This window comes from Shouchella xiaoxiensis (genome assembly GCF_016907895.1).
Classification (GTDB): domain Bacteria; phylum Bacillota; class Bacilli; order Bacillales; family Bacillaceae_D; genus Shouchella; species Shouchella xiaoxiensis.
The window spans coordinates 17,375-39,539 of record NZ_JAFBCV010000006.1 but is presented as its reverse complement, the minus strand read 5'-3'; the positions used below and the strand labels follow the sequence as shown (position 1 = coordinate 39,539).

Below are 22,165 nucleotides of genomic sequence, written 5' to 3'. Positions count from 1 at the left end.
TATTTCCATTTAAGACTGTGATTTGAATCCCAGTTCATAAACAGCGTTCAATGTGCTCCACGGCTTGTCAGGATGGTCAGAAACGCCATAATAGGTCCCGCTCGAACGAGTTGTTTCAATCGCAAGGCGAAATAGCTCGACTGCATCCTCTTCTAAAAGCTGTGTATGAAAAAGACGTTCTCGCTTTCCTTCATTCAGCTTTTGCTCCTTTGCGGGCATTGATCCTATACGGATTGAAATGACGGCCAAGTCATGCTCCGCTACAAATAATTGTCCAACCTGTTCTGAAGCATACTTTAAAACTCCATAAAGTGATTTACTTTTTGCCGGATCACTGACGTTAATTTCACGCCCGAGCAGTGAGCGACCTTGTTCTTCAAAGCAATCTGTGACATGGTTGCTGCTAGCAAATACCACCTTAGGAATACCCAGCTGCACCGCTGCTAAATACAAATAATAACTAGCTTGAAAAAAGAGCAAAGTCATTTGGTCCATTTCAACTTTATCAACAAGACTTTTTTCTGGTTCAAGCCTTAGTAAATTTATAACGGCATCCGCATCAGCTGGAATCTTCCTTACTAAGTCGTCGAAATCGCAAGCATTCACTGCAATGAATGGTACATCCACCTCAGGCTTTTTTTGATCCATAATAACGACGTTGTATCGATCTTTGAATCCTTTGGCTAATGATACTCCTACCGTCCCTGCCCCACCAAGCAAGACCACCTTCTTCAACTGACCAGCCCCTTAAAAAGCAAAATACTGCTTAGCGTTACGGTAGCAAATTCCTTGAATAAGTTGACCAATCCACTTCTCATCTGCTGGCCACTCTCCCGCTTCGACCCATGATCCAATAAGATTGCACATAATTCTTCTAAAATATTCATGTCGTGTGTAGGAAAGAAAGCTTCGAGAATCGGTTAACATCCCAACAAATTGGCTTAATAAGCCAATGTTGGCTAAGTCATTTAGTTGTTTTTCCATTCCCTGCTTCGTATCATTAAACCACCAGCCTGAACCAAACTGAATTTTTCCTGGTGTATCCCCCTGGAAGCTACCTATTGCCGAAGCAATGACCTCATTATGATTTGGATTTAATGTATACAAAATGGACTGAGGCAGCTCATTCGTTTTATCCAACTCATTTAAAAACAGCGTTAATGATTTGGCGAATGAAAAATTACCAATGGAGTCAAACCCTGTATCTGCACCTAATTGCTTAAACATGCGTGAATTTGTATTGCGCAATGCACCTAGGTGAAACTGCATTGTCCAGCCAAGCGAGTGATACAACTTGCCTAAGAAGAGCAACACGTATGTCTGATATTGTTCCGTTTCCTTTTGCGAAATGGGCTCACCCGCAAGAGCTTTTCTAAAAATTGCTTCAACATCTTGATCACTTGTTTGTTGAAATGGAATGGTTTCAATCCCGTGATCCGCTAAGCGGCAACCTTGTTGATGGAAAAAGTTGGCCCGCGCATCTAATACGTCAAGCAGTTTCTGTAGAGAATCAATTTTGATTCCGCCCGTTGTTTCCAAGCTACTTAAATAATCTGTAAAGTAACTCTTTCCTACCATCAACGCTTTGTCTGGCCTAAATGCTGGGTAAACAGCTGTTTCAAATCGATCCTGTGCAATCGATTGATGAGCCTCCAACCCATCTGTCGGGTCATCAGTCGTACAGATGATTTCAACATTTGACTGCTTAATAATACCTCTCGTAGACAAAGTGGACGACTGGAGCTGTTCTTTTGTTTGCTCCCAAATTCCTTCCGCAGACTCTGCATTTACTAATTCATCAATATCAAAATAGCGCTTCAATTCAAGATGTGTCCAGTGATAGAGCGGATTACCGAGTGTGTATGGAACAGTCTCTGCCCATTTTAAAAACTTATCTTTATCCGATGCTTCGCCTGTAATAAATGACTCATCAACTCCACAGGCACGCATCGCTCTCCACTTGTAGTGATCACCATGGAGCCAAATTTCACTGATGTTGCGATATTGTCGATTTTCCGCGATTTCAATAGGAGATACATGACAATGGTAATCAATGATCGGCAGTTCTTTTGCATAATCATGATAAAGTTTTGCTGCTGTATCGTTTTGTAACATGAACTGATCATGGATAAATGCTTTTCCCGTTTGAATCATTTTAAGTCCTCCATTGGTACAGCGTCCATGTCTGAAAATGTATAGTTCTCACCCGCCATTGCCCAAATAAACGTATAATTGCTCGTTCCTACACCTGAATGAATTGACCAAGGCGGTGAAAGAATTGCCTGCTCATTTTTTAGGACAAGATGGCGGGTCTCATTCGGTTGACCCATGAAGTGAAAAACTCGCGTTTGCGGCTCCATGTCAAAATAAAGATAGGCTTCCATCCTCCGGTCATGCAAGTGCGCCGGCATTGTATTCCACATATTATTCGGCTCTAACAGTGTCATCCCAACCATTAACTGGCAGCTCTGTATCCCCTCTTGATGAATGTACTTGTAAATCGTCCGGCTGTTTGATTCTGCATCTGAACCTAATTTGTTTGGCTCTGCTTCCGAAATCGGCAGAAGTTTTGTCGGGTAGACGCGATGTGCACCAGCAGAAACAAGGTAATACCTTGCTGGACTTGTAGCATCCTTACTTCTGAATTGAACTTGCTTGTTCTCCATTCCAATATAGAGACAATCCCGTTTCACTAATGAATACACTTCCCCGTCAACCGTAACTTCTCCCTCTCCGCCAATATTAATAACGGCTAACTCTCTTCGTTCTAGGAAGTAGTTTGTTTTTAATACATCGGTCCATTCCAACTCCAAAGGTTCAGTTGTTGGAACCGCACCACCGATTACAAGCCGGTCATAGTGAGAATAGGTGAATTGAACACGGCCATCTTCAAAAAGAGTTTCCACTAAAAAAGCATTGCGTACTTCTTCTGTTTGATACGTTTTAAAATCAACTGGATTTACCTCATATCGAATATCCATACTACACTCTCCCTTTTGAATATTATGAACTTAACCAACCGCCGTCAACAGCTAGAATGTGACCATTTACATACGCCGAAGCATCAGATGCTAGAAAAACAACGGGACCTTTTAAATCTTCAGGGGTCCCCCATGTTCCAAGAGGAATTCTTGATGTGATTGATTGATAGCGCTTTTCATCATTTCGAATTGCCTCTGTGTTATCTGTTACCATGTAACCAGGTGCTATTGCATTTACCCTTACCCCTTTCGCACCCCACTCATTAGCCAATGATTTGGTTAATCCCGCCACTGCATGTTTACTTGCCGCGTAAGCAGGTACGCGCAACCCTCCTTGAAAAGACAGCATCGAAGCAATATTAATAATTGACCCTTGCTTTTGTACCAACATTCTCTTACCTACTTCTCTTGACAGTGCAAAAACCGCATCAAGGTTTACCTGTAAGACTGAGTCCCACATCTCATCTGTAAATGCTTCTGCTTCCGCTCGTTTTATCGTGCCTGCATTGTTAACCAAAATGTCAACGCTTTCAACTTTTTGATAAACACGCTCTACAAGCTCAGCTACGCCATTTTTAGTGCTCAGATCAGCATGAATGCCAATAAATGCGCCACCTGCTTGTTCAACCAATTCACCTGTTTCAGCCATGTTGCTTACACCCGCTCCAATAACGGTCGCCCCTGCTTCGGCAAGGCCAATCGCCATTCCTTGCCCGAGCCCTCTGCTGGCTCCTGTAAGCAGCGCCGTTTTCCCTGCTAATGAAAACATCGCCCATTCCCCTTTTGTTCGTTTTTGTTCAATTACGTTTGATATTATCATAACATTCACTCATGTACAATCATTTTCATTGAACGTTAATGCCCAGCGCTTCAATTTCCTTCTTTGTCACCAAATCCAAAGATGAATCCGAGATAATTGAGTGAAGTTCACTAATATCCGCAAATTTCATCAAACCTGTCTGACCAAATTTAGTAGAATCTGCAAGCAACGTCACTTGCTCGCCAACAGCCATGATTTTCTTCTTCCAATCAATATGTTGATGGTTTAAGACGGATAATCCATTTTTAAGCGACACACCTGTTGCCCCAATAAAGGCTTTTTTTACATAGAGTGAGTCCAGCATGCTTGTTGTTTCTGTACTATAAAGAGCTGAAGTTGTGCCCAGACGTGCACCACCTAGCATCAGCAGCTGGATGTGCTCTTTATCATATAAAACAGAGGCAACTAAAATGTCATTTGTGATAACCGTTAATGGTTGATCTCCTAAAATAGACGCAAACGCCACTGATGTGCTTCCACCATCGATTAAAATAACATCGTGGTCAACTAAACTTGCTTTCGCTTTTTCGGCGATTTCTTGTTTTTTCATTCCGTGGCTTTCCTGCCTTTTTTTTATCGGAAACAGGCTCGTTTCCGATTCAGCCAATACAGCCCCACCGTGCACTCGCTTAATTAAATTTTTCTCTTCAAGAAACTCTAAATCAAGCCTAATTGTTTTTTCCGTTACATTAAGTTGTTTGCTAGCTTCTGCAACACGAATCGATCGATGTTCAGCTAAATAAGCAAGCAACTGCTCATGTCTTTCTAAAGATAGCATTTCTTTCACCTCAACACTTAATATCGCACATTTTCGAACCTATGTAAACATAGAAAAAGGTTGTCAAATGACAACCTTCCCTTAACTTATAAATGGAATAACGATCCCACCATAGGCAAATGCAAGAACAATGACCAGAGCGGGGTGTAGCTTCACTTTTGCTAATAAGAAGAATGATACTGCGGCAATAATAAGTGACTGGATCCAACCAATTGACTGCAGGGCATCGTCGAAAATCGTTACCGTTAAGAGAACCATTAACATGCAAATAACCGGCTGGACCGCAAGAGATAGTCCTTTGACGATTGGCGATTGCCTATGCTTTCGAAGTACCCGCATTAGCACGATCATCGCTACAGCCGAAGGGATAACGGTTGCGCTTAAAGCAATAAGTGCACCGCCCCATCCAATTACACTAAAGCCAACATACGCTGCGATTTTTGTTGCAATTGGTCCTGGCAAAGCGTTTCCAAGCGCAAGAACGTTATAAAATTCCTCACTCGACAACCAGTTAAAGCGGTTGACAACTTCTTCAAACATGAGTGGAATAGAAGCGGGTCCACCTCCATAGCCAAGCAAATTGGCAATAAAGAACGCATAAAATAAGTATAGAAAGATCATGACGTTCCTCCTTGCGAGCGAGCTCTCCATTTATCCACAAGTCGGTAATGAAACAGTCCGTAGAATATAAAGACGATTATAACGATACCAGGATGTAGATTAACGAGCTGCAACAAAACAAAAGCAAGTACAAAAGTCGCTATCCCCATAATCCAACCAAATCCTTTTACCGCTTTTTTGCCAAAATCATAAGCCATTTGTGCAAGTAAAACCGCAATAACAGGTGTAACCGCACCAATCATACCGGCAATAATTGCGGAATTACTAACTGCTCCAACGACTGAGAATAGTAGAATCATTGCTAAACTCGTAGGCAGTATATGCCATATTGTCGCCCAGATTGCCCCTGGCCAACCTTTTAATTGATAGCCAAGGTATGCAGACATCTTCGTTGCAACTGGTCCAGGAAGCGTGTTGGCAATTGCCAGCGTTTCACCGAAATCATCATCACTCATCCATTTATATGTATGAACGGCTTCATGCCTAAACAGAGGCATAACAGAAGGACCACCTCCGAACCCAAGCAAACCTGTGCGCAGCATAGCTAACGCTAATTGTTTATATTCCACTTGGACCCTCTCCTTACCTATTCTCTTATCTTATTTAAGTCAAATGCTGGAACCAAACCTTGCTCCATTGCCCGTCCAAGTAAGTTCTCGATGGCTGCATAGCCATCGTTGCCTAAATGCCTAGTAAACTCGTTTACGTATAGATCAATATGCGCTTCCGCTACTTCTTGCTTTAATTCTTGAGCGTGATTCATTACGTAACTGGAAGTTTCCGCAGAATTTTCCCAGGCATACTCGACTGATTTTGTAGCCCATTCACCAATTTCCTGATGGTCCAAATGTCGTTTCGCAATTATTGCTCCGAGTGGTATAGGGAATCCTGTATCTTCTTCCCACCACTGCCCTAAATCTTGAAGTAGATGAAGGTCAAACTCTTTATAAGTAAAGCGCGCTTCATGAATAACTAAGCCAGCATCTACTTCTCCCGCTTTAACAGCCGGCATGATCTGTTCAAACGGCATCACTTTAATCGTTATATGATTGTTCGTTAGTTTCTGCTCTGTCCATAAGCGAAACAATAAGTAAGCTGTTGAACGGTCACTTGGAACAGCAACCGTTTTTCCTTCTAATGAATTTACTTCCTGTTCTTCTTTCGTTAAGACGAGAGGTCCACAGCCTCGCCCAAGCGCACCACCGCTAGGAACAAGCCGATAGTTTTCCAATATGTATGGTAAAGCGGCATAGGAAACTTTCATTACCTCTGGTCCCGTTTGATCAATCGCCCAATAATTTGTTTTATCAATATCAGCATACGTTACCTCAAGCTGCGGTGCCCCCTCGATCTTGCCGTGGACCCAGCCATAAAAGACAAATGTGTCATTCGGACACGGAGAAAAAGCAATCTTCATTTCTATTAACCTCCTTCAGAACTTTAGCAACATCGGTTAACCCATTAAACGCGGCCGAAAAATCCCACTTCGATTTGTCACGGATGCCAACTAGATTGGAAATGGTCCGAATTTCAGCAAATGGAAGCCCCTGTTCTTCAGCTGCTGTAGCAACACCAAATCCCTCCATCGCTTCAGCCAAAGCACCATGCAACGCTCTCGATTGCAGCGTGTCTTCTGTTCCAGTAGCTGTTAGAACCGTTAAGATCGTCCCAACCTTAATTGAACGTTTTTCGGCTATTTTCCCAACAAAGAATGGATTGGTTACAACAGGTACTTCTTGAGAACCAAACCCCAACTCGTCAATAGATAGAAACCCTTGTGGGGATTCTGCACCAATTTCTGGAGCAAGCACACGATCTGCCATCACCACGCTTCCAATCTCTGAATGAGTCGGAAACCCTCCCGCAATACCTAGATTAATGACGCCACAATACGCTTTTTGATTTAACTGATTGGCTGTTCTAACAGCGGCTTTTGCCATCCCAACACCACAAACCAGTACATCAAACCGTGAATCTTTTCCCAACCCCTTTAACAGGGCCTCTTTTTCTTGTTCTACAGATACAGCTAATAATATTGGGAGCTTATCCAACATGCACCATCAAGCCTTTCTAACGATTCTAACAAATTAGTATAGCATAGTTTATTCCTTATCGCTTTCAAAAAAGACTGTTAGAAAATGGTACAATTGATGCCAGATTTGGCATAAGGATCACTAAACCAACCAAAGGAGTGATTAAATGTCAATAAAAAAATGGGCCATTGCTTGTCTACTCGTTGTGTTTGTCACACTCTCTTTTCATTCTGGCCAGGCGGAAGCTTTTAGCAAAGGAAAACCGGATCCAGCTGCTCCACCTGGAACGTGGTACCTTGGCGAAGATCCACCACGAAAAACAGGAAAACCAATTCTATTTATTCACGGACTGACAGGTTCTGCTTCAACCTGGTTCGAACCAAACGACATGTATAAACAAGCGCAGCAGGCTGGGCATCCAACAGCATTTATTAATTTGCACCCCGACAAGTCTTACTGGACAAATGGAGCACTTCTTGCAGAGAAGCTCGCGGAGATGAATCAACATTTCGGCGAGAAAATAATTATTGTCGGGCACAGCAAAGGTGGCGTTGACGCGCAAGCAGCGCTCATACATTATAATGCTGAACAATATGTTTCCAATGTTGTTACGCTCGGAACACCACACCACGGTAGTCAATTAGCCAACTTGGCATACAGTAACTGGGCAGGTTGGTTAGCTGAGATTATTGGAATGCGCTCTGAGGGAACGGATTCCCTGCAAACAGGAACAATGGCAAATTTTCGCGCGCAAACGGATGCTAAAGTAACTTCCCGTTCTGTACCTTTTGCAACCCTATCAGGAAAATCATGGGGATCTTTTGGCTCCTCCCTTTATTTCGGTGGAGCTTATCTTCAGTTTTATGGGACAAATGATGGTGCTGTTTCTGTTACTAGTTCAAGACTTCCTTATGCGGCAGAAATCGCATCTTTATCACTCGATCACTTTGATATCGCTATTGGTCATCGCGTGTTTCCAGATATTCGCAACCAGTTTACAGTGAACGCTGCACAAACCGAGACTGAGAACCTCGTAAATGAAGTCAGTAATCAAATTGTCAGAGGAGGGGAATTTTCCGAAACAGGGGAGCAACGTTTTATCATAGAAGAAGGCGTCTCTAGTAGTACCGTTTCCTTACTTACTAGCACCGAACTGACAAATACCGAACTTGTCTCTCCATCTGGAAATATCATTCCTTTATCATCCGTACAGCCAGAGCATCAAGAAAGCCTATTTAACGGGGCCGTTGCTCATCATTTTGAAATGAAACAACCTGAATCCGGGGAGTGGACCATTAAAATGAAGCAAGCAGGAAAAAATGCCTTTTTGGCGACTATCGCTCTTGAGGGCGGAGTTTCGGAATCAATTGAACCAGAACAGGGAAATGTATTAGCTCAGTTTGATGCAGTAAAAATTGATTTAGATGAAACAACCTATTCGGTGCACGCTGATGATCAGTTAATTGTTGTTGACGAGCCACTCGATTCCGTTTCCATTCATTCTTCTGCTTTAAAACCCAATACGTCACAAACGCTGACAGTGGACATCGCAGGGAAGACTTCAACCGGTGAAGTGTTTGAACGAACCATTATTAAGCACCAATACGTTGATAAAAACGGCGTGTTATACGAGTAAAATACCAATACCGCACTCAACTTTGAGTGCGGTATGCTTTTATACTTTACCTCGAACCAAATAGCGTGAATATGTAATTGCCAATCCTTCTGATGTATTGTGTTTGTTAAATATTTCTGCGACATTCTTTAATTCTTTTTCAAGTGCGGCCAATAAAACGGTTTGTTTTTGACCAAAGCAGGCTAGTTTCAAAACATCAACCGGCGTATGAAGCCATTCCGTACAGCTGACATCATCAATGTGAAACGATTTAAATGCTAACTCTTCTTCAATTACCTGTAGTTTTTGTTTCACTTCACTCTGATTTCGCTCGTTAAATAGATTCGGAAACAAGGTAATCAGTTCTTCGCCTGACTGATCGCCGGGATGAAGCCCCAAAAACGTTCCTTCACTAGACAAATAGTGTTTGAGGATAGCATAGCCCGATGTCGGACCTTTTCGAATAAGTCCGACTTGAAATGGCCGGTTTAAATTTGGAAGATTCTCTTTTGAATTTGCTTTCACAAACGAAAGATTTGCCCTCTCTTTCCGCTTCGCTATCGCAATAAACGCTTCTGATGCATCAATACCAACTGTTCTAAGTGCTGTCTTGCTCCATCTTTCCGTAAAATGACCATCTGCACAGCCAATGTCGAGTACGTCTTTATCTTTGACGAGCAAAGAAGCTTGTTCATCAAACAGATTCTCTCCTGTACGATCACTATATGTAGAAGACCAGTCGTATGAATAGGCTGCAGCTTCCTGTGCAAGCTGGTTGTACCAATCATTTGAATGAGGCTGCTTCCAATCTGGATGGTTCATAAGTTTCATAGCCATCACCTGCCTTTTTGATACAACATATACGCATGTTCAATCTCATCTTCTAGAAAAATAGCTGAAATTTGTTTGAACCCATACTCTTCATACAATTCTTTAATGTAAAATTCTGCTTTTAATTTAATCGTTTTTTCCTTTAACTGATTTGTAAGAAAATCCATTCCTTGCTCCATAAGCACATGACCAAGCCCTTGACCACGATATGCTTTACTAACCAGTACTCTTCCGATGGATGACTCTACATATTCAACGCCGCTAGGAATTAGTCGAGCGTAGGCTGCCACTTCTTTCTCGTTCATCAAAAACAAGTGATAACTTTCTTGATCGATATCGTCTAAATCTTGAAAAATACAGCGCTGCTCCATCACAAACACTTCGATTCTTGCTTTAATAATCGCGTACAGTTCTCCAGGCGATAATTCGTTAAACTGTTTTAGGCTCCACTCCAATTATCATCATCTCCTTTTCCTCTTCATTCTAGCATGGAAGAAAAACAGAAGAGTCTACTACCTTACATTTTTCTCTGATACGACCTGAATGCAAGCAAAGCTAGACCGAGAGATATTGCCATAAACAATACTAACAAAAAGACTTGTTGAGCAATAAATGTCGTATTTCCTGCGTTCATTAAAGCGTGGCGACTACCAGTAATGGCCCAATGAATGGGGTTAAATTGCGCGATTGTCCCAATCCAGTTTGGAACGAGTTCTAGCGGCATAAATAAGCTAGATAAAAATAAAACGGGCATTGTTAAGAAGCCTACAAACGAAGTTAATGCCTGCTCATTGCGTACAACTAGTGCTAGGGCAAGTGAAAGAGCGCCAAAAGAAAGACCAATTAATATAGAACAAATGAGCAATACGATGAATCCAATTAAACCACTCTCAAATCTGGCTCCGAGCAAATAGGCTAGCCCAAGCATAATAACTACCTGAACGGTGACCGTTATCGAATCCCTAAGCAATGGTCCAGCCAGAATGGCTAATCGGTTCGTTGGTGCGACCAAAAAACGATCAAGAATTCCTTGTTTGTCGTCCATAATAATTGACAGTCCCCCATAACTCCCTGCCATTACCGCACTCATTATAACGATACCAGGACTAAAGAAAGAGAGATAAGATGAACTTGCAAATCCGGGAATATCAACAATTGCTTGGAACAGCGCGCTAAACAATAATAAATAAAGAACAGGCTGAATAATGTTCATAATAATGATATAAGGTGATCGGGCGAGCTCAATTAAATGCCTGCGCCCCATGTATAAGGAATGAACGAGAATGGTCATCTTATAGCCTCCTTTTCATGATAATGCTTCCCCGTGTGGAGCAAATACACATCATCTAAGGTTGGCTTAGATAGTGCTATGCCTCTTGGTGAACACCCCGCAGTTTCTAAAACAGTTAAGATGTCGCTTAACTGACTTGATGCATTATGGACAGAAACATGTAAGACAGCACCATTCACGATGCTTCGCTTAGCGACCTCCATATTGGTTAACGCGGCTTTCGCTTTTACAGTTTCCTCTTCATTTGCAAGTTGAAATTCTAATGCCTCTCCTTGCAACTGCTTTTTTAATTGTTGAGGCGATCCTTGAACAACAGCTTTTCCGTTATCGATAATAAGCAACTGATCTGCAAGTGCATCTGCCTCTTCAAGATAGTGGGTAGTTAGAACAACGGTTAGGTTACTATCATTCTTTAGCTTAATGATTTGTTTCCATAAGGAAGCTCTTGCCTCTGGGTCAAGACCCGTTGTCGGTTCATCTAGAAATAAGACAGACGGTCCATGAATAAGCCCCATCGCCAAGTCAAGCTTCCGCTGCATTCCTCCAGAAAATTTTGCAGCCAGCTTATTTGCACTCTTCTCCAAATCAAACTGATTCAATAAGTAGTTCACTCTTTCTCGTAAAGCCCCGCTCTTTAAACCATATAATCTTCCTTGCAGCATCAAATTTTCTCTAGCAGTAAAGGCTAGGTTAACCGCCGTTTTCTGGGCTACATAACCAATTTGGTTTCGAACCGCTTTCTCCTTAATTGATAACCCTTCCACATAAACATCACCTTCGTCCGCTTTTGCCAGAGAGGACATGATTCGAACAGTGGTTGATTTTCCAGCACCGTTTGGTCCAAGCAACCCAAAAATAGAGCCTCTCTCTACTGTAAACTCAATCTCATCAACAACCTTCTCCTTATAAGATTTACTAATTTTCTGTACTTCTATTGCATTCATGCTTCTCACTCCTTTTCTGATAAAAGGTCTTAGCTTGATCAATAAATTGGATGACTTTTTCATCCATTGGGTAAAACATCGGACTATTCTTCTCTGCTTGGATCGCTCCCCACATTGACTCAATTAAGGCAGAATCTCCCTCAAACATCTGATCAACATAATCAAACCATCGTTCTGCTAGTTGTTGCGCTACAGCTGAGTCAGGGGGCTGATCAAGATTTGCACGGACATCTAGTAGCAGTGCCTCCCACTCCTCTTGACTTACATGAGACTGACTTTTCTTAAGCTGCATAATGTAATCAAACTCTTCCTTCTCTAAATACGGTTTAAGCCGTTCTTTTATTGTTTCCTTGCCAGCTTGAAACATTTTAATCATTTCAAATAAAATCGTATGATCGAGCTCCTTCTCCCATTTTAAAGCGTATTGGACGCCCTCAAGCGCTTCTTTTAATTCGTTTAACCGCGCTTGCTCTGCGTAAACCATGTCTAGCTGCGCCTGAATTGACTCTTGCCAGTTCATTCCTTCTAACATTGTTTTTGTCTTGTCCAATGTGAAACCCATATACTTTAAAGCGAGGATTTGCTCGAGCTGTTGTACATCTCCCTCTGAATAAAGCCGGTGCCCTCCAGTCGTTCTTTTCTTTGGTGATAGCAAACCAATTTCATCGTAATAATCTAGCGTTCGCACCGTAACACCGGTCTTTTTAGATAATTGCCCGATTGTGTACATTCCTCTCATCCACCTTTCTCAATTAGTATAAAATAACACGTAACGTGCTGTTCAAGCTTATTTTAAAAATAAAATAAGAACCTGCTGGCCTTGTGGCCCAGCAGGTTCTTCATCTCCGTTTAATCTAATTCTTTTTCATTCTCAAAATTCATTAAAGCTCTCTCCACATTGATTAAATGTTCCATCATAGCCGAATTCGCTCCAGCGGCATCCTTTGCTTCGATAGCTAAATAAATTTGCTCATGTTCGCTGTGGAGTCTATTTAATGTTTGAGCTTTGGCATACAAGCTGATCTTCCTACTCTCATACATTGTTAGGGCAAGCGTATCAGATAGCTTCTGCATCATTTCAATTAATACTCCATTACCTGTAGACTCAGCTAGTGCTAAATGAAATTCAACGTCTGCTTGTTCACCTAGGTCTTTTCCACCTTCAGCAATGGCCATTCGATCAAGAGCTTCTTTTAATTGAACCAAGTGATCTTCACTTCTATGTTCAGCGGCAAGACTTGCCACACCTACTTCAATAATTTTCCTTACTTGAAACAATTCTTGCTTTTCTTTATCAGAAAGAATTCGTCTTCTTCCAACAGGATCAACCATTCCAGAGAAATCAAATTTATTAACAAACGTTCCTTCTCCTTGACGAATCGTCACAAGACCAACTGCTCGCAGTGCACTGAGTGCTTCTCGTACAGCTGAACGACTCACTTCAAAACTAGCTGAAAGCTTTTCAACCGAATCTAATTTTTCACCGGGCTGAATGTCGCCGTTTCTTATCATTTCTTCAAGCTGATCACGGATCACTTCGGAAATCTTTTTGGTTTTTACTTGTTTAAATGCCGTCATTTGACACCTCATTCAAATCTTCTACCCACAGTATAGCACACATAGAAAACGAAGCTGATGCCCTCACGCATCAGCTTCCTTCTTACTTATCATCCACTAAAATATAACAAGCTCTTAAAGGTCCGTGTACACCAACAACTAAACTCATCTCAATATCTGCACTATTGCTCGGACCGGAAATAAAGTTGATGCACGATGGCAAGCGTCCCGCTTGAGCCATTTCATGTATTTTCGTTGTTGCTTGAGTCATTCGAGGTACAAGTGAACTTTTAGGGATAATCGCAACGTAATAACGTGGAAGCAAACTAACAGAACGGCCTTTGCCGCTGCCACTTAAAAGCGTCACCGTTCCAGACTCAGCTAATGTACAATCTGTAAACGTAATGCCGACATCTGCTTTTTCAGCTAATTCAACTGAACGGTTATTCGGATGAGTTTTCCACAGGTCTACATACTCGCGATTTAAAAACGAACTTAGTCCAAATTCATTGAACCGTGGGTCATCCCATGTAATAACGGACTTGGCCTCATATTCAAGCAGAACTTGATCAATGGTTTCCTCTAGGCCAGCAACCGTTGTTTGTTTAAAATCTGTATGAATAGCCAAGCATTGATCTTTTAAGACACTTACCAAATCATCTTGTGAATAGTCTTCCATCACCCGTAATTGTGGGGCATTCTTGTAAGTCGGACGAACAACTCCTTCTGTTATCCGCTCCCGTCCCAGTTGTTTTGCTAAATGATCTAAAAAAGGTTCTCGTTTTTCAATCACTCTGAATCCCCCTTTTTCTGACGAGTTGCATACCAATCACGGAATCGCTCTTTTGCAGGTGCTGGCAGGTTCCGCACATCAGTCCAGCCTTTTAAAGGACCTGGGCCTTTTATAATCGCTCCGTCTTTAACAAAGGGAAACATCATCATAGGTGCCATTTTCGTGCCAATTTTGTATAGAGTTGGTGAACTCACACCCACACCAAAACCTTTCATTGCTAGAACCTCTGCTTTAGATGTACGCTTTTCTTCAGCAATAATGCGCCGGTGCTTAATTAACATTTCGTGCAGTGGGATTTTCACAGGGCAAGCATCTGTACAGGCTGCACATAAACTTGATGCATACGGCAAATCTTTATGATCATCATATCCTTCCAAAAGCGGTGTTAACACTGCTCCAATTGGTCCTGGATATATTGAGCCATAGGAGTGTCCTCCGACGTGACGATAGATTGGGCAAACATTAATACATGCCGCACAACGAATACAATTAAGCGCTGCTTGAAATTCTGTCCCTAAAATCTTCGATCGACCGTTATCAACAATGACAAGATGAAATTCTTCTGGTCCATCCACATCACCATCTTCTCGGGCTCCTGTTAAACCAGTGACATAGCTGGTTAACTTTTGTCCAACAGCACTGCGGCACAGCATACTTACTAAAATATCAAGCTCTTCCCAAGTTGGAACAACACGCTCCATACCCATCACTGTAATTTGTGTTTTAGGCAATGCTGTTGCCAAACGAGCATTTCCTTCATTTGTAACAAGTGAGATGCTTCCAGATTCAGCAACCGCAAAGTTACATCCCGTAATCCCAAGATCAGCCGACAGAAACTCTTTGCGTAATTGTTCCCGCGCAAATAACGTTAGTTCTTGTGGATTCGCTGATTTCGTATAGCCTTTTTTCTCTTGGAATGTATCACGAATCTGTTCTTTGTTTTTGTGCAGAGCCGGTGCGACAATATGAGAAGGTGGATCATGATCATCAATTTGAAGAATGTATTCACCAAGATCTGTTTCGACCACTTCACAGCCCATTTCTTCGAGCGCTTGGTTCATGCTGATTTCTTCAGTCACCATCGATTTTGATTTCACAACTTTTTTCACATTTTTTGCTTTAGCCACTTTTTTAATATACTGATTTGCATCATCTGCAGTTTGCGCAAAATAGACATGGCCGCCGCTTTTGCTGACATTCTCACTTAACTGTTGCAGATAAAAATCAATATTGTTAAGCGTATGAGTTCTTATTTCTTCTGAAAGGTTGCGCCACTCTTCCCAATCTCCAAGTTCCACTTCAGCCTTTGACTTTGAGGTTTTTAATCGTTCTTGGGCAGAGCTAACGGCATTTCGCATAAAATCATCTTGTAAGCCTTTTTCCACTCGCTTTGTAAATTGTGGATCTCCTATTTTTATACCCATTTTTTCACTCCTTGCTGTTTAAAATCTGTGCTATATGCTTCACTTGGACTTTTTGACCATTCCGCTCAATACGTCCGCCGATGTTCATTAAACAACCACAGTCTGCTCCAATTAATACTTCTGCACCCGTACGTTCTATATTGTGTGCCTTTTCTTCAACCATTTGTTCAGAAATAGTTGGCATCTTCACAGAGAAAGTTCCACCAAAACCGCAGCATGTTTCTTTATTCGGTAAAGGCTCAAGTTCAAGTCCGTCTACTTGTTCAAGTAGCTTAAATGGAGCCTCTTTCTCTTTCAGCAATCTCGTCATGTGACAAGACGTGTGGTATGTTGCCTTACCTTGATAAGTTGCTCCTACTTTTTCTACTTTTAAAACGTTTACTAGGAACTGAGTAAATTCATATGTCTTTTCTGACAGCTCCCGAGCACGCGCTTGCCACTCCGGTTCTCCATGCAATAATTCTTCGTACTCATGCAGCATTGCCGCACATGAGCCAGAAGGAAGTACAACATAATCTGAATGAGCAAACGTCTTAATCGTATGCTTCGCTGCTTTTTTTGTATCTTCATGATAGCCGCTATTAAAAGCAGGCTGGCCACAGCATGTTTGCGCTTCAGGAAAATCAACTTCACAGCCGAGTCGCTCTAGTACTTCTACTGTATCTTGACCGACCCCTGGATAAAAGACGTCAGCTAGACATGTCACAAATAACGAGACTTTCATAAACATCCGCTCCTACATGTTTGAACTCTTTTTATTTTGTTTCTTATATGGATACTGTTGACCTGACTGACCGTACTTGATCACTAAGATAACAAGAACAAGTATTACGGCGACTACTAATAATGTGCCAATATTAAAACCAACCCCATGAATGGCTACATACCCTAGACCACCTGCGAACACTAAATAATATGTCAGCGGAATCATCACTTTACGAATAAGTACGCCTTCTTTCCCCACAATTCCTGCTGCTGCAGAAGCAGCGACAACATTATGGACGCAAATCATATTCCCAGCAGCCCCACCAACCGCCTGCAGTGCGACAACGGTTGCAGGATTACCACCTACGTTTTCAGCCGTTCCAAACTGAAAGAGAGAAAACATCATGTTGCTTATCGTATTACTTCCTGCAACAAATGCTCCAAGTGCACCAATCGCAGGTGCTATTACTGGCCAATTGTCGCCTGTTAAATTGGAAACCGACTCTGCCAGCAAAAGCGGCATGCTTTCATAGCCAAGTGCATTTATATCTGAATTAATAAAGACTTGTACTAGTGGTACAGAAAACAATAAGGCTGGTGCAGCAGAAATAATCATTTTGGCAGAGCTCGAGAGTGCTAATCCATATTCCTTCCCAGACATTTTATAAAGAAAGAAACCTATCGCTGAAACAACAATCATAATAAATCCAGGAAGAAATAGAGGTGTACTTTCGATCGAAATTGACGTACCAAGTACATTCTCAAACTGAATTGAAGCTTGTTTTAACCAATTTCCAAAGGGTAGGTCATTCATTCTTGTGATTACAAGTAAAAATCCAAAAAAATATATGGAGACCATGCTTTAATAGGTGAAATCGTCGGTTGAATGAGACGGTCCGCAGAAAGTGCACCAGTCCATTCAGGATCCCATTTGGAAGAATTCGCAAAATCCCACGTCTCTTTTGGCATAAACCATCCTTTTTTAGCTGCTGGAACAACAAGTGCCATTCCAATTAATCCTCCAAATAAGGAGGGGAACTCTGGTCCAAGTAAATTTGCTACGATTGCATACGGGACTGTAAATGCGACACCCGCGAATAAAGCAAATTTCCATACTTGAAGACCTGCTCGAATTGAACGCTTTTCTCCAAAAAAGAGTGTTAACATCATAACCATGATAAGCGGAATAAAGAGGCCAATTAGACCGTGAAAAATAGCAACTTCTCCGCCAATTGCTCGTATGTATGCATCTGTCGTCATGCCAAGTGAAGATGCAGCCGCGTTTACATTTTCTGATCCTGTTAATCCCGAACCAACGCCAATTAGAATGGGAGTGCCTACCGCACCAAAAGAAACAGGTGTTGATTGAATGATAAGCGCCACCATGACAGATGCCATTGCTGGGAATCCGACTACAACAAGTAATGGTGCTAGTATCGCGGCTGGAGTTCCCCAACCAGATGCACCTTCAATAAAAGAACTAAAAAGCCAACAAATAATTATAGCCTGAATTCGGCGGTCTGGTGATATACTCGTAAAGCCTTGTCGGATTGTATGAATCGCTCCACTTTCACGAAGTGTATTGAGCATGAGTACCGCACCGAAAACAATAAACAAAACTTCTACAGCAGTCATAACACCTTTCATACTAGATGCCGCTATTTGATTTACAGGGACTTGCCAAACAAAAAACGCCACAAGCACTGTAATAACAAAAGCAATCGGCATTGCTCGCTTAGCTGGCCATTTTAAAATAACTAAAAATAAGAGAACAGACAGAATTGGCGTTAGTGCAATTAAAGACAGCCAACCTACACCCATCGCATTTCCTCCTCGAACATATCCATTATATCATAAGGTCATCTGATGACCTTATGTAAGCCTTTACACTATAACGGAGATTCTGTTGTATGGCAAGAGAAATTTTGTGTTTGACGGGGAAGAAATTGAGCTTAAAGAAGATGATGATGTCTATAAACGCCACCTAGAAAAACGAACCGAAAGACCAAGCCAAGGAAAGAACCCTCAACTTTAATACTAAAATGTTGAATTCCCGATCCTATCATTTAAAACGTCCCTCCTGTTTTTAATTAGGAGTATAATACCATGGAATATGCTGATTAAGAGAAATTTCCTATGTTACAAGAATCGACATAAGATGCGTGCTTTCTCTTATTGATTCGCTTATAATACTTGTAGAAAGGAGCGAATTTACTTGACCGATAATCAATTCCGCCAGATTATGACCGCTTTTAAAGAAGTCAACTCCCATTTAGCAGAACTTCGAACCGATGTTGACATCCTTAAGAAAGACGTTACTGTACTCAAAAAAGATGTTGCCGTACTGAAAGAAGACGTTGCTCAATTAAAAAACGATATGGTTGAGCAAAAGGCGATATCAAAAGAATTACAAAAACACAGCGAACATTCTTCCATCACTTTTGACTTTATTAAAGACAAGCTTATCAACCACGAACGAGACATCTATGCGTTAAAACATCACTCTTAATTCACACAAAAAAGCAGGGCAGCTGCTTATGCACTGCCCTGTTTATCTTTGCTTTTATTCGACTCCTTCAAGCCATTCATCGACTTGTTCTTGATTATCTTCTACCCATAACTTCGCTGCATCTTCCGGGTCCATGCCTTCTTCTGCGATATTAAGCATGACTTCGTTCATATCATCCGGAGTCCAATAAAATTGATCCAGAATACGGAATGCATCAGGATCTTCTTCTTCCAAACCTTCTCGCACAATTGTCCGGATTTCTCCATTTGCTTCAAACACGCCCAATGGATCTTCTAAAAACCGCAAATCATAGGAATTGAATTTCCAATGCGGTTGCCAAGCGGTCACAACAATTGGCTCTTCGGCTTCATAACGATCTCCAAGTTGTTGCGTCATAAAGGCATCCATACTACTAGAGATTGCCAAATCTAAATCATATTCTTCAACCGCCTTTTCAGTAGCGATCATCACACCGGCACCAGCATCGATTCCGGTTATTTCATTTACAATTTCTGGCGTTAAATCTGCAATGCTCTCAACATCCATATACGTTGGTACAGCAAGACCTGTCTGAGCACCTTCCAAATTAGCACCTAAATCAACAATCTCATTTTCATAGCGTTCATAATCAGCACGCATGTCCTCAGGTAACCATCCCGCAACATGGCCATCTACATCTCCACCTGCGACACTTTGCCACATGACACTTTGCTCAACAACCGTTAATGTGACATCATAACCGGCTTGTTCCAATGCTTCTTTAATAACGTGATTGGATGCAAGTTCCGAATCCCAAGCAACGTAGGTTAATTCAATTTCCTTTGTATTTGTGCCTTCACTAGTATCATCGTTTCCACATGCGGCTAATACGATTGAAGCAACCGCAATCATTGACCATAATTTTTTTTGCAACTTGCATCTCTCCTTAAAGTTTTGTAAAATTAATTTAAAATGAATTGAACAATTTAAACACAATAGTAACATAGCCATTTAATCTGTCAATGAATAACGCTTTCATAATTAGAATCAACGATCTTGCTTTCTTTAAAGCAAGCAGATATACTAACGCTACAATTTGACCAAAGAAGAAGATAAAAGGGGTGTTTTCATGGAAAACGAAACAAATCAACGGGACGATATTGACCGTATTCATTCCATCATAAAAGATGGAATTGCTGATACGATGGACATTTACGGAGTGAACCGTTCCATTGGACAACTGTATGCCACCCTGTACTTGAATGAACATCCGATGAATCTTAATGAGCTCCGTGATGAACTTGGAATGAGCAAGGGTAGTATGAGTATTGGCGTGCGCAAACTAATGGAAGAAAATATTATTCATCGTGTTTACCGCAAAGGCGAACGCAAAGATCTGTATGAAGCGGAAAGAGACTTTTTTAAATTTTTTACGTCCTTTTTTACGCGCCGATGGGAACGAGAACGTACTGTTAATATGAAAGCAATTGAACAAGCTGTCCCTCAATATGAAGCACTTATTAAAAATCCAGAAACACCTGATGATATTCAGGAAGAAGCCGAATATACGCTTGCAAAGATTAAAGCCTCGCTCGATTATTATGAGTTTCTAGATTTACTTGTAACACAATTTAAAGAGGGCAATTTAGCACAAGACATTATTGAAAGATACAAACAAGATAATTGAGCCTCCCTAAAAAAGGGTAGGTTCTTTTTTTGACAAGATAAACGATCAATGTTAAATTTATTTTTGTATTAATTGTTTAATATATTTTAAACAAAATGAAAGGTGGCTATCCGATGCACATCCAAATGTATATAGATGGAGAGTGGACTGAAGCAACTGAAGGAAATAAGCGAGAGATTATTAACCCGTTTAATCAAGAGGTTATTGCTACAGCTAGTGAAGGCACTCGCTCTGACTCAGAAAAAGCAATCGCCGCTGCTCGAAAAGCTTGCGATGAAGGAAGTTGGGCAAGCACACCTGCAAGTGAACGTGGAGAAATGGTTCGTTTAGTCGGACAAAAAATCAAAGATAACCGTGAGGAATTAGCTCACTTAGAAACGTTGGATACCGGGAAAACGCTAGAAGAAAGCCTAGGTGACATGGACGATATTGCAAATGTCTTTTTCTACTTTGCAGGACTTGCTGATAAAGATGGCGGCGAAGTAATTGAGAGCCCATTACCAGACTCAACAAGCAAAGTTGTTCGAGAACCAATTGGTGTTTGCACACAAATCACCCCTTGGAATTATCCACTCTTACAAGCAGCGTGGAAACTAGCACCTGCTCTCGCTGCTGGTAATACGCTCGTTATCAAGCCAAGTGAAATTACACCACTTACAACAGCAAAAGTATTTGAGTTCTTTGAAGAAGCTGGTTTCCCTGCCGGGGTTGTTAACCTTGTACTTGGAACAGGCGCAGAAGTTGGTGCCCTTCTTTCAGAAAGCAATGATGTCGACCTTGTTTCCTTTACCGGTGGCATCGAGACTGGAAAAACGATTATGCAAGCAGCTAGCGGCAACGTGAAGAAAATCGCGCTTGAACTTGGTGGTAAGAATCCAAACATCGTTTTTGCTGACGCTGATTTTGAAACAGCCGTTGATCAAGCGTTAAACGCTGTCTTCTTCCATGCAGGTCAAGTATGTTCCGCCGGTTCAAGACTGCTTGTCGAAGAATCGATTCATGATGCGTTCGTTGAAAAGTTAGTTGAACGAGCTGCTTGGATTAAGCTTGGGAATGGATTTGATGAAACAACTGAATCTGGCCCACTTATTTCTGCAGAACACCGGGAAAAAGTTGAGCGTTACATTCAAATTGGACTTGATGAAGGTGCGACTCTTGCTGTTGGTGGAAAGCGTCCAGAACAAGCTGATTTAAAAAATGGTTTCTTTTTAGAACCGACGATCTTTACAAATTGTAAAAATGATATGCGTATCGTCCAAGAGGAAGTCTTTGGTCCAGTCTTAACAGTTGAGACGTTTACAACGGCAGATGAAGCCATTGCAAAAGCAAACGATACAATTTATGGTCTTGCTGGTGCTGTATTCTCAACGGATATTGATAAAGCAGAAATGGTTGCTGGGAAGCTACGTATGGGGACGGTTTGGATCAATGATTTCCACCCATACTTTGCACAAGCGCCATGGGGAGGCTATAAACAATCTGGGTTTGGTCGCGAACTTGGTAAGATTGGACTTGAGGAGTATACAGAAGTAAAACATATTTTCCGTAACAAGAACCCTCAACCAGTTGGTTGGTTCAAATAATAGAAGGTTCATAA

At 41.5% G+C, this 22,165-nt stretch carries 23 protein-coding genes and 1 pseudogene; 4 read left to right on the top strand and 20 right to left on the bottom strand.

Annotated features, from left to right (window positions below; all coding sequences use genetic code 11):
* Positions 1-9 precede the first annotated feature (9 nt).
* The 9 genes from JOC54_RS10745 to JOC54_RS10705 form a co-directional block, all read right to left on the bottom strand.
* A complete protein-coding gene (locus JOC54_RS10745) occupies positions 10-726 on the bottom strand; it encodes an NAD-dependent epimerase/dehydratase family protein (protein WP_367617795.1) in 717 nt (238 codons plus the stop codon).
* Between the two features lie 21 nt (positions 727-747).
* Complete coding sequence (gene uxaC / locus JOC54_RS10740; RefSeq protein ID WP_204466309.1) at positions 748-2,154, bottom strand: glucuronate isomerase; 1,407 nt, start codon at positions 2,152-2,154, stop codon at positions 748-750.
* A complete protein-coding gene (kduI, locus tag JOC54_RS10735) occupies positions 2,151-2,981 on the bottom strand; it encodes a 5-dehydro-4-deoxy-D-glucuronate isomerase (RefSeq protein WP_204466308.1) in 831 nt (276 codons plus the stop codon). Before kduI ends, uxaC begins: the two co-directional genes overlap by 4 nt.
* 22 nt (positions 2,982-3,003) lie before the next feature.
* Complete coding sequence (gene kduD, locus JOC54_RS10730) at positions 3,004-3,801, bottom strand: 2-dehydro-3-deoxy-D-gluconate 5-dehydrogenase KduD (protein ID WP_235194577.1); 798 nt, start codon at positions 3,799-3,801, stop codon at positions 3,004-3,006.
* Positions 3,802-3,826: 25 nt separating this feature from the next.
* Complete coding sequence (locus JOC54_RS10725; RefSeq protein ID WP_035419885.1) at positions 3,827-4,579, bottom strand: DeoR/GlpR family DNA-binding transcription regulator; 753 nt, start codon at positions 4,577-4,579, stop codon at positions 3,827-3,829.
* An 81-nt stretch (positions 4,580-4,660) separates the two neighbouring features.
* The gene (gene chrA / locus JOC54_RS10720; protein ID WP_035419884.1) at positions 4,661-5,200 is read right to left on the bottom strand and encodes a chromate efflux transporter ChrA; all 540 of its coding nucleotides are present in this window, start codon (positions 5,198-5,200) and stop codon (positions 4,661-4,663) included.
* Positions 5,197-5,769: a chromate efflux transporter ChrB gene (gene chrB, locus JOC54_RS10715; RefSeq protein ID WP_321174558.1), complete on the bottom strand. Its 573-nt coding sequence runs from the start codon at positions 5,767-5,769 to the stop codon at positions 5,197-5,199. Before chrB ends, chrA begins: the two co-directional genes overlap by 4 nt.
* Positions 5,770-5,786: 17 nt before the next feature.
* Positions 5,787-6,617, bottom strand: coding sequence for a 1,4-dihydroxy-6-naphtoate synthase (locus tag JOC54_RS10710; RefSeq protein ID WP_204466307.1), 831 nt, complete (start codon positions 6,615-6,617; stop codon positions 5,787-5,789).
* Positions 6,586-7,254, bottom strand: coding sequence for a futalosine hydrolase (locus JOC54_RS10705; protein ID WP_204466306.1), 669 nt, complete (start codon positions 7,252-7,254; stop codon positions 6,586-6,588). Before JOC54_RS10705 ends, JOC54_RS10710 begins: the two co-directional genes overlap by 32 nt.
* Before the next feature lie 145 nt (positions 7,255-7,399).
* On the opposite strand from JOC54_RS10705, the gene JOC54_RS10700 reads away from it, so the two are divergent.
* Positions 7,400-8,869, top strand: a complete 1,470-nt coding sequence (locus JOC54_RS10700; protein WP_204466305.1) for an esterase/lipase family protein — start codon at positions 7,400-7,402, stop codon at positions 8,867-8,869.
* Between the two features lie 39 nt (positions 8,870-8,908).
* On the opposite strand, the gene JOC54_RS10695 is transcribed toward JOC54_RS10700, so the two are convergent.
* The 10 genes and pseudogenes from JOC54_RS10695 to JOC54_RS10650 form a co-directional block, all read right to left on the bottom strand.
* Complete coding sequence (locus JOC54_RS10695; RefSeq protein ID WP_204466304.1) at positions 8,909-9,679, bottom strand: class I SAM-dependent methyltransferase; 771 nt, start codon at positions 9,677-9,679, stop codon at positions 8,909-8,911.
* Positions 9,680-9,684: 5 nt separating this feature from the next.
* The gene (locus tag JOC54_RS10690; RefSeq protein WP_054793783.1) at positions 9,685-10,134 is read right to left on the bottom strand and encodes a GNAT family N-acetyltransferase; all 450 of its coding nucleotides are present in this window, start codon (positions 10,132-10,134) and stop codon (positions 9,685-9,687) included.
* Between the two features lie 62 nt (positions 10,135-10,196).
* A complete protein-coding gene (locus JOC54_RS10685) occupies positions 10,197-10,970 on the bottom strand; it encodes an ABC transporter permease (protein WP_204466303.1) in 774 nt (257 codons plus the stop codon).
* Positions 10,967-11,914 carry an ABC transporter ATP-binding protein gene (locus JOC54_RS10680; protein WP_204466302.1) on the bottom strand — a complete coding sequence of 316 codons (948 nt, stop codon included), beginning with the start codon at positions 11,912-11,914 and terminating at the stop codon, positions 10,967-10,969. The genes JOC54_RS10685 and JOC54_RS10680 overlap by 4 nt, the downstream gene beginning before the upstream one ends.
* Positions 11,886-12,644: a MerR family transcriptional regulator gene (locus JOC54_RS10675; protein ID WP_204466301.1), complete on the bottom strand. Its 759-nt coding sequence runs from the start codon at positions 12,642-12,644 to the stop codon at positions 11,886-11,888. Before JOC54_RS10675 ends, JOC54_RS10680 begins: the two co-directional genes overlap by 29 nt.
* A gap of 119 nt (positions 12,645-12,763) precedes the next feature.
* Complete coding sequence (locus tag JOC54_RS10670) at positions 12,764-13,492, bottom strand: FadR/GntR family transcriptional regulator (protein WP_204466300.1); 729 nt, start codon at positions 13,490-13,492, stop codon at positions 12,764-12,766.
* A gap of 82 nt (positions 13,493-13,574) precedes the next feature.
* Positions 13,575-14,264 carry a LutC/YkgG family protein gene (locus JOC54_RS10665; protein ID WP_204466299.1) on the bottom strand — a complete coding sequence of 230 codons (690 nt, stop codon included), beginning with the start codon at positions 14,262-14,264 and terminating at the stop codon, positions 13,575-13,577.
* Positions 14,261-15,688: a LutB/LldF family L-lactate oxidation iron-sulfur protein gene (locus JOC54_RS10660; protein ID WP_204466298.1), complete on the bottom strand. Its 1,428-nt coding sequence runs from the start codon at positions 15,686-15,688 to the stop codon at positions 14,261-14,263. The genes JOC54_RS10665 and JOC54_RS10660 overlap by 4 nt, the downstream gene beginning before the upstream one ends.
* 4 nt (positions 15,689-15,692) lie before the next feature.
* Entirely contained in the window at positions 15,693-16,412 is a 720-nt protein-coding gene (locus JOC54_RS10655; protein ID WP_204466297.1) for a (Fe-S)-binding protein, read from the bottom strand.
* Between the two features lie 12 nt (positions 16,413-16,424).
* A pseudogene (locus JOC54_RS10650) lies at positions 16,425-18,214 on the bottom strand (L-lactate permease).
* Between the two features lie 394 nt (positions 18,215-18,608).
* Here JOC54_RS10650 and JOC54_RS10645 point away from each other — a divergent pair.
* Positions 18,609-18,902, top strand: a complete 294-nt coding sequence (locus JOC54_RS10645; RefSeq protein WP_204466296.1) for a hypothetical protein — start codon at positions 18,609-18,611, stop codon at positions 18,900-18,902.
* Between the two features lie 54 nt (positions 18,903-18,956).
* Here the strand turns inward: JOC54_RS10645 and JOC54_RS10640 are convergent, their stop codons facing one another.
* Positions 18,957-19,814, bottom strand: coding sequence for a glycine betaine ABC transporter substrate-binding protein (locus JOC54_RS10640; protein WP_239586682.1), 858 nt, complete (start codon positions 19,812-19,814; stop codon positions 18,957-18,959).
* Positions 19,815-20,010: 196 nt separating this feature from the next.
* Here JOC54_RS10640 and JOC54_RS10635 point away from each other — a divergent pair, with 196 nt between their 5' ends.
* Both JOC54_RS10635 and betB read left to right on the top strand, forming a co-directional pair.
* Complete coding sequence (locus JOC54_RS10635; RefSeq protein ID WP_204466295.1) at positions 20,011-20,568, top strand: GbsR/MarR family transcriptional regulator; 558 nt, start codon at positions 20,011-20,013, stop codon at positions 20,566-20,568.
* 113 nt (positions 20,569-20,681) lie between these two features.
* Complete coding sequence (gene betB / locus JOC54_RS10630) at positions 20,682-22,151, top strand: betaine-aldehyde dehydrogenase (RefSeq protein ID WP_204466294.1); 1,470 nt, start codon at positions 20,682-20,684, stop codon at positions 22,149-22,151.
* Positions 22,152-22,165: the final 14 nt, after the last annotated feature.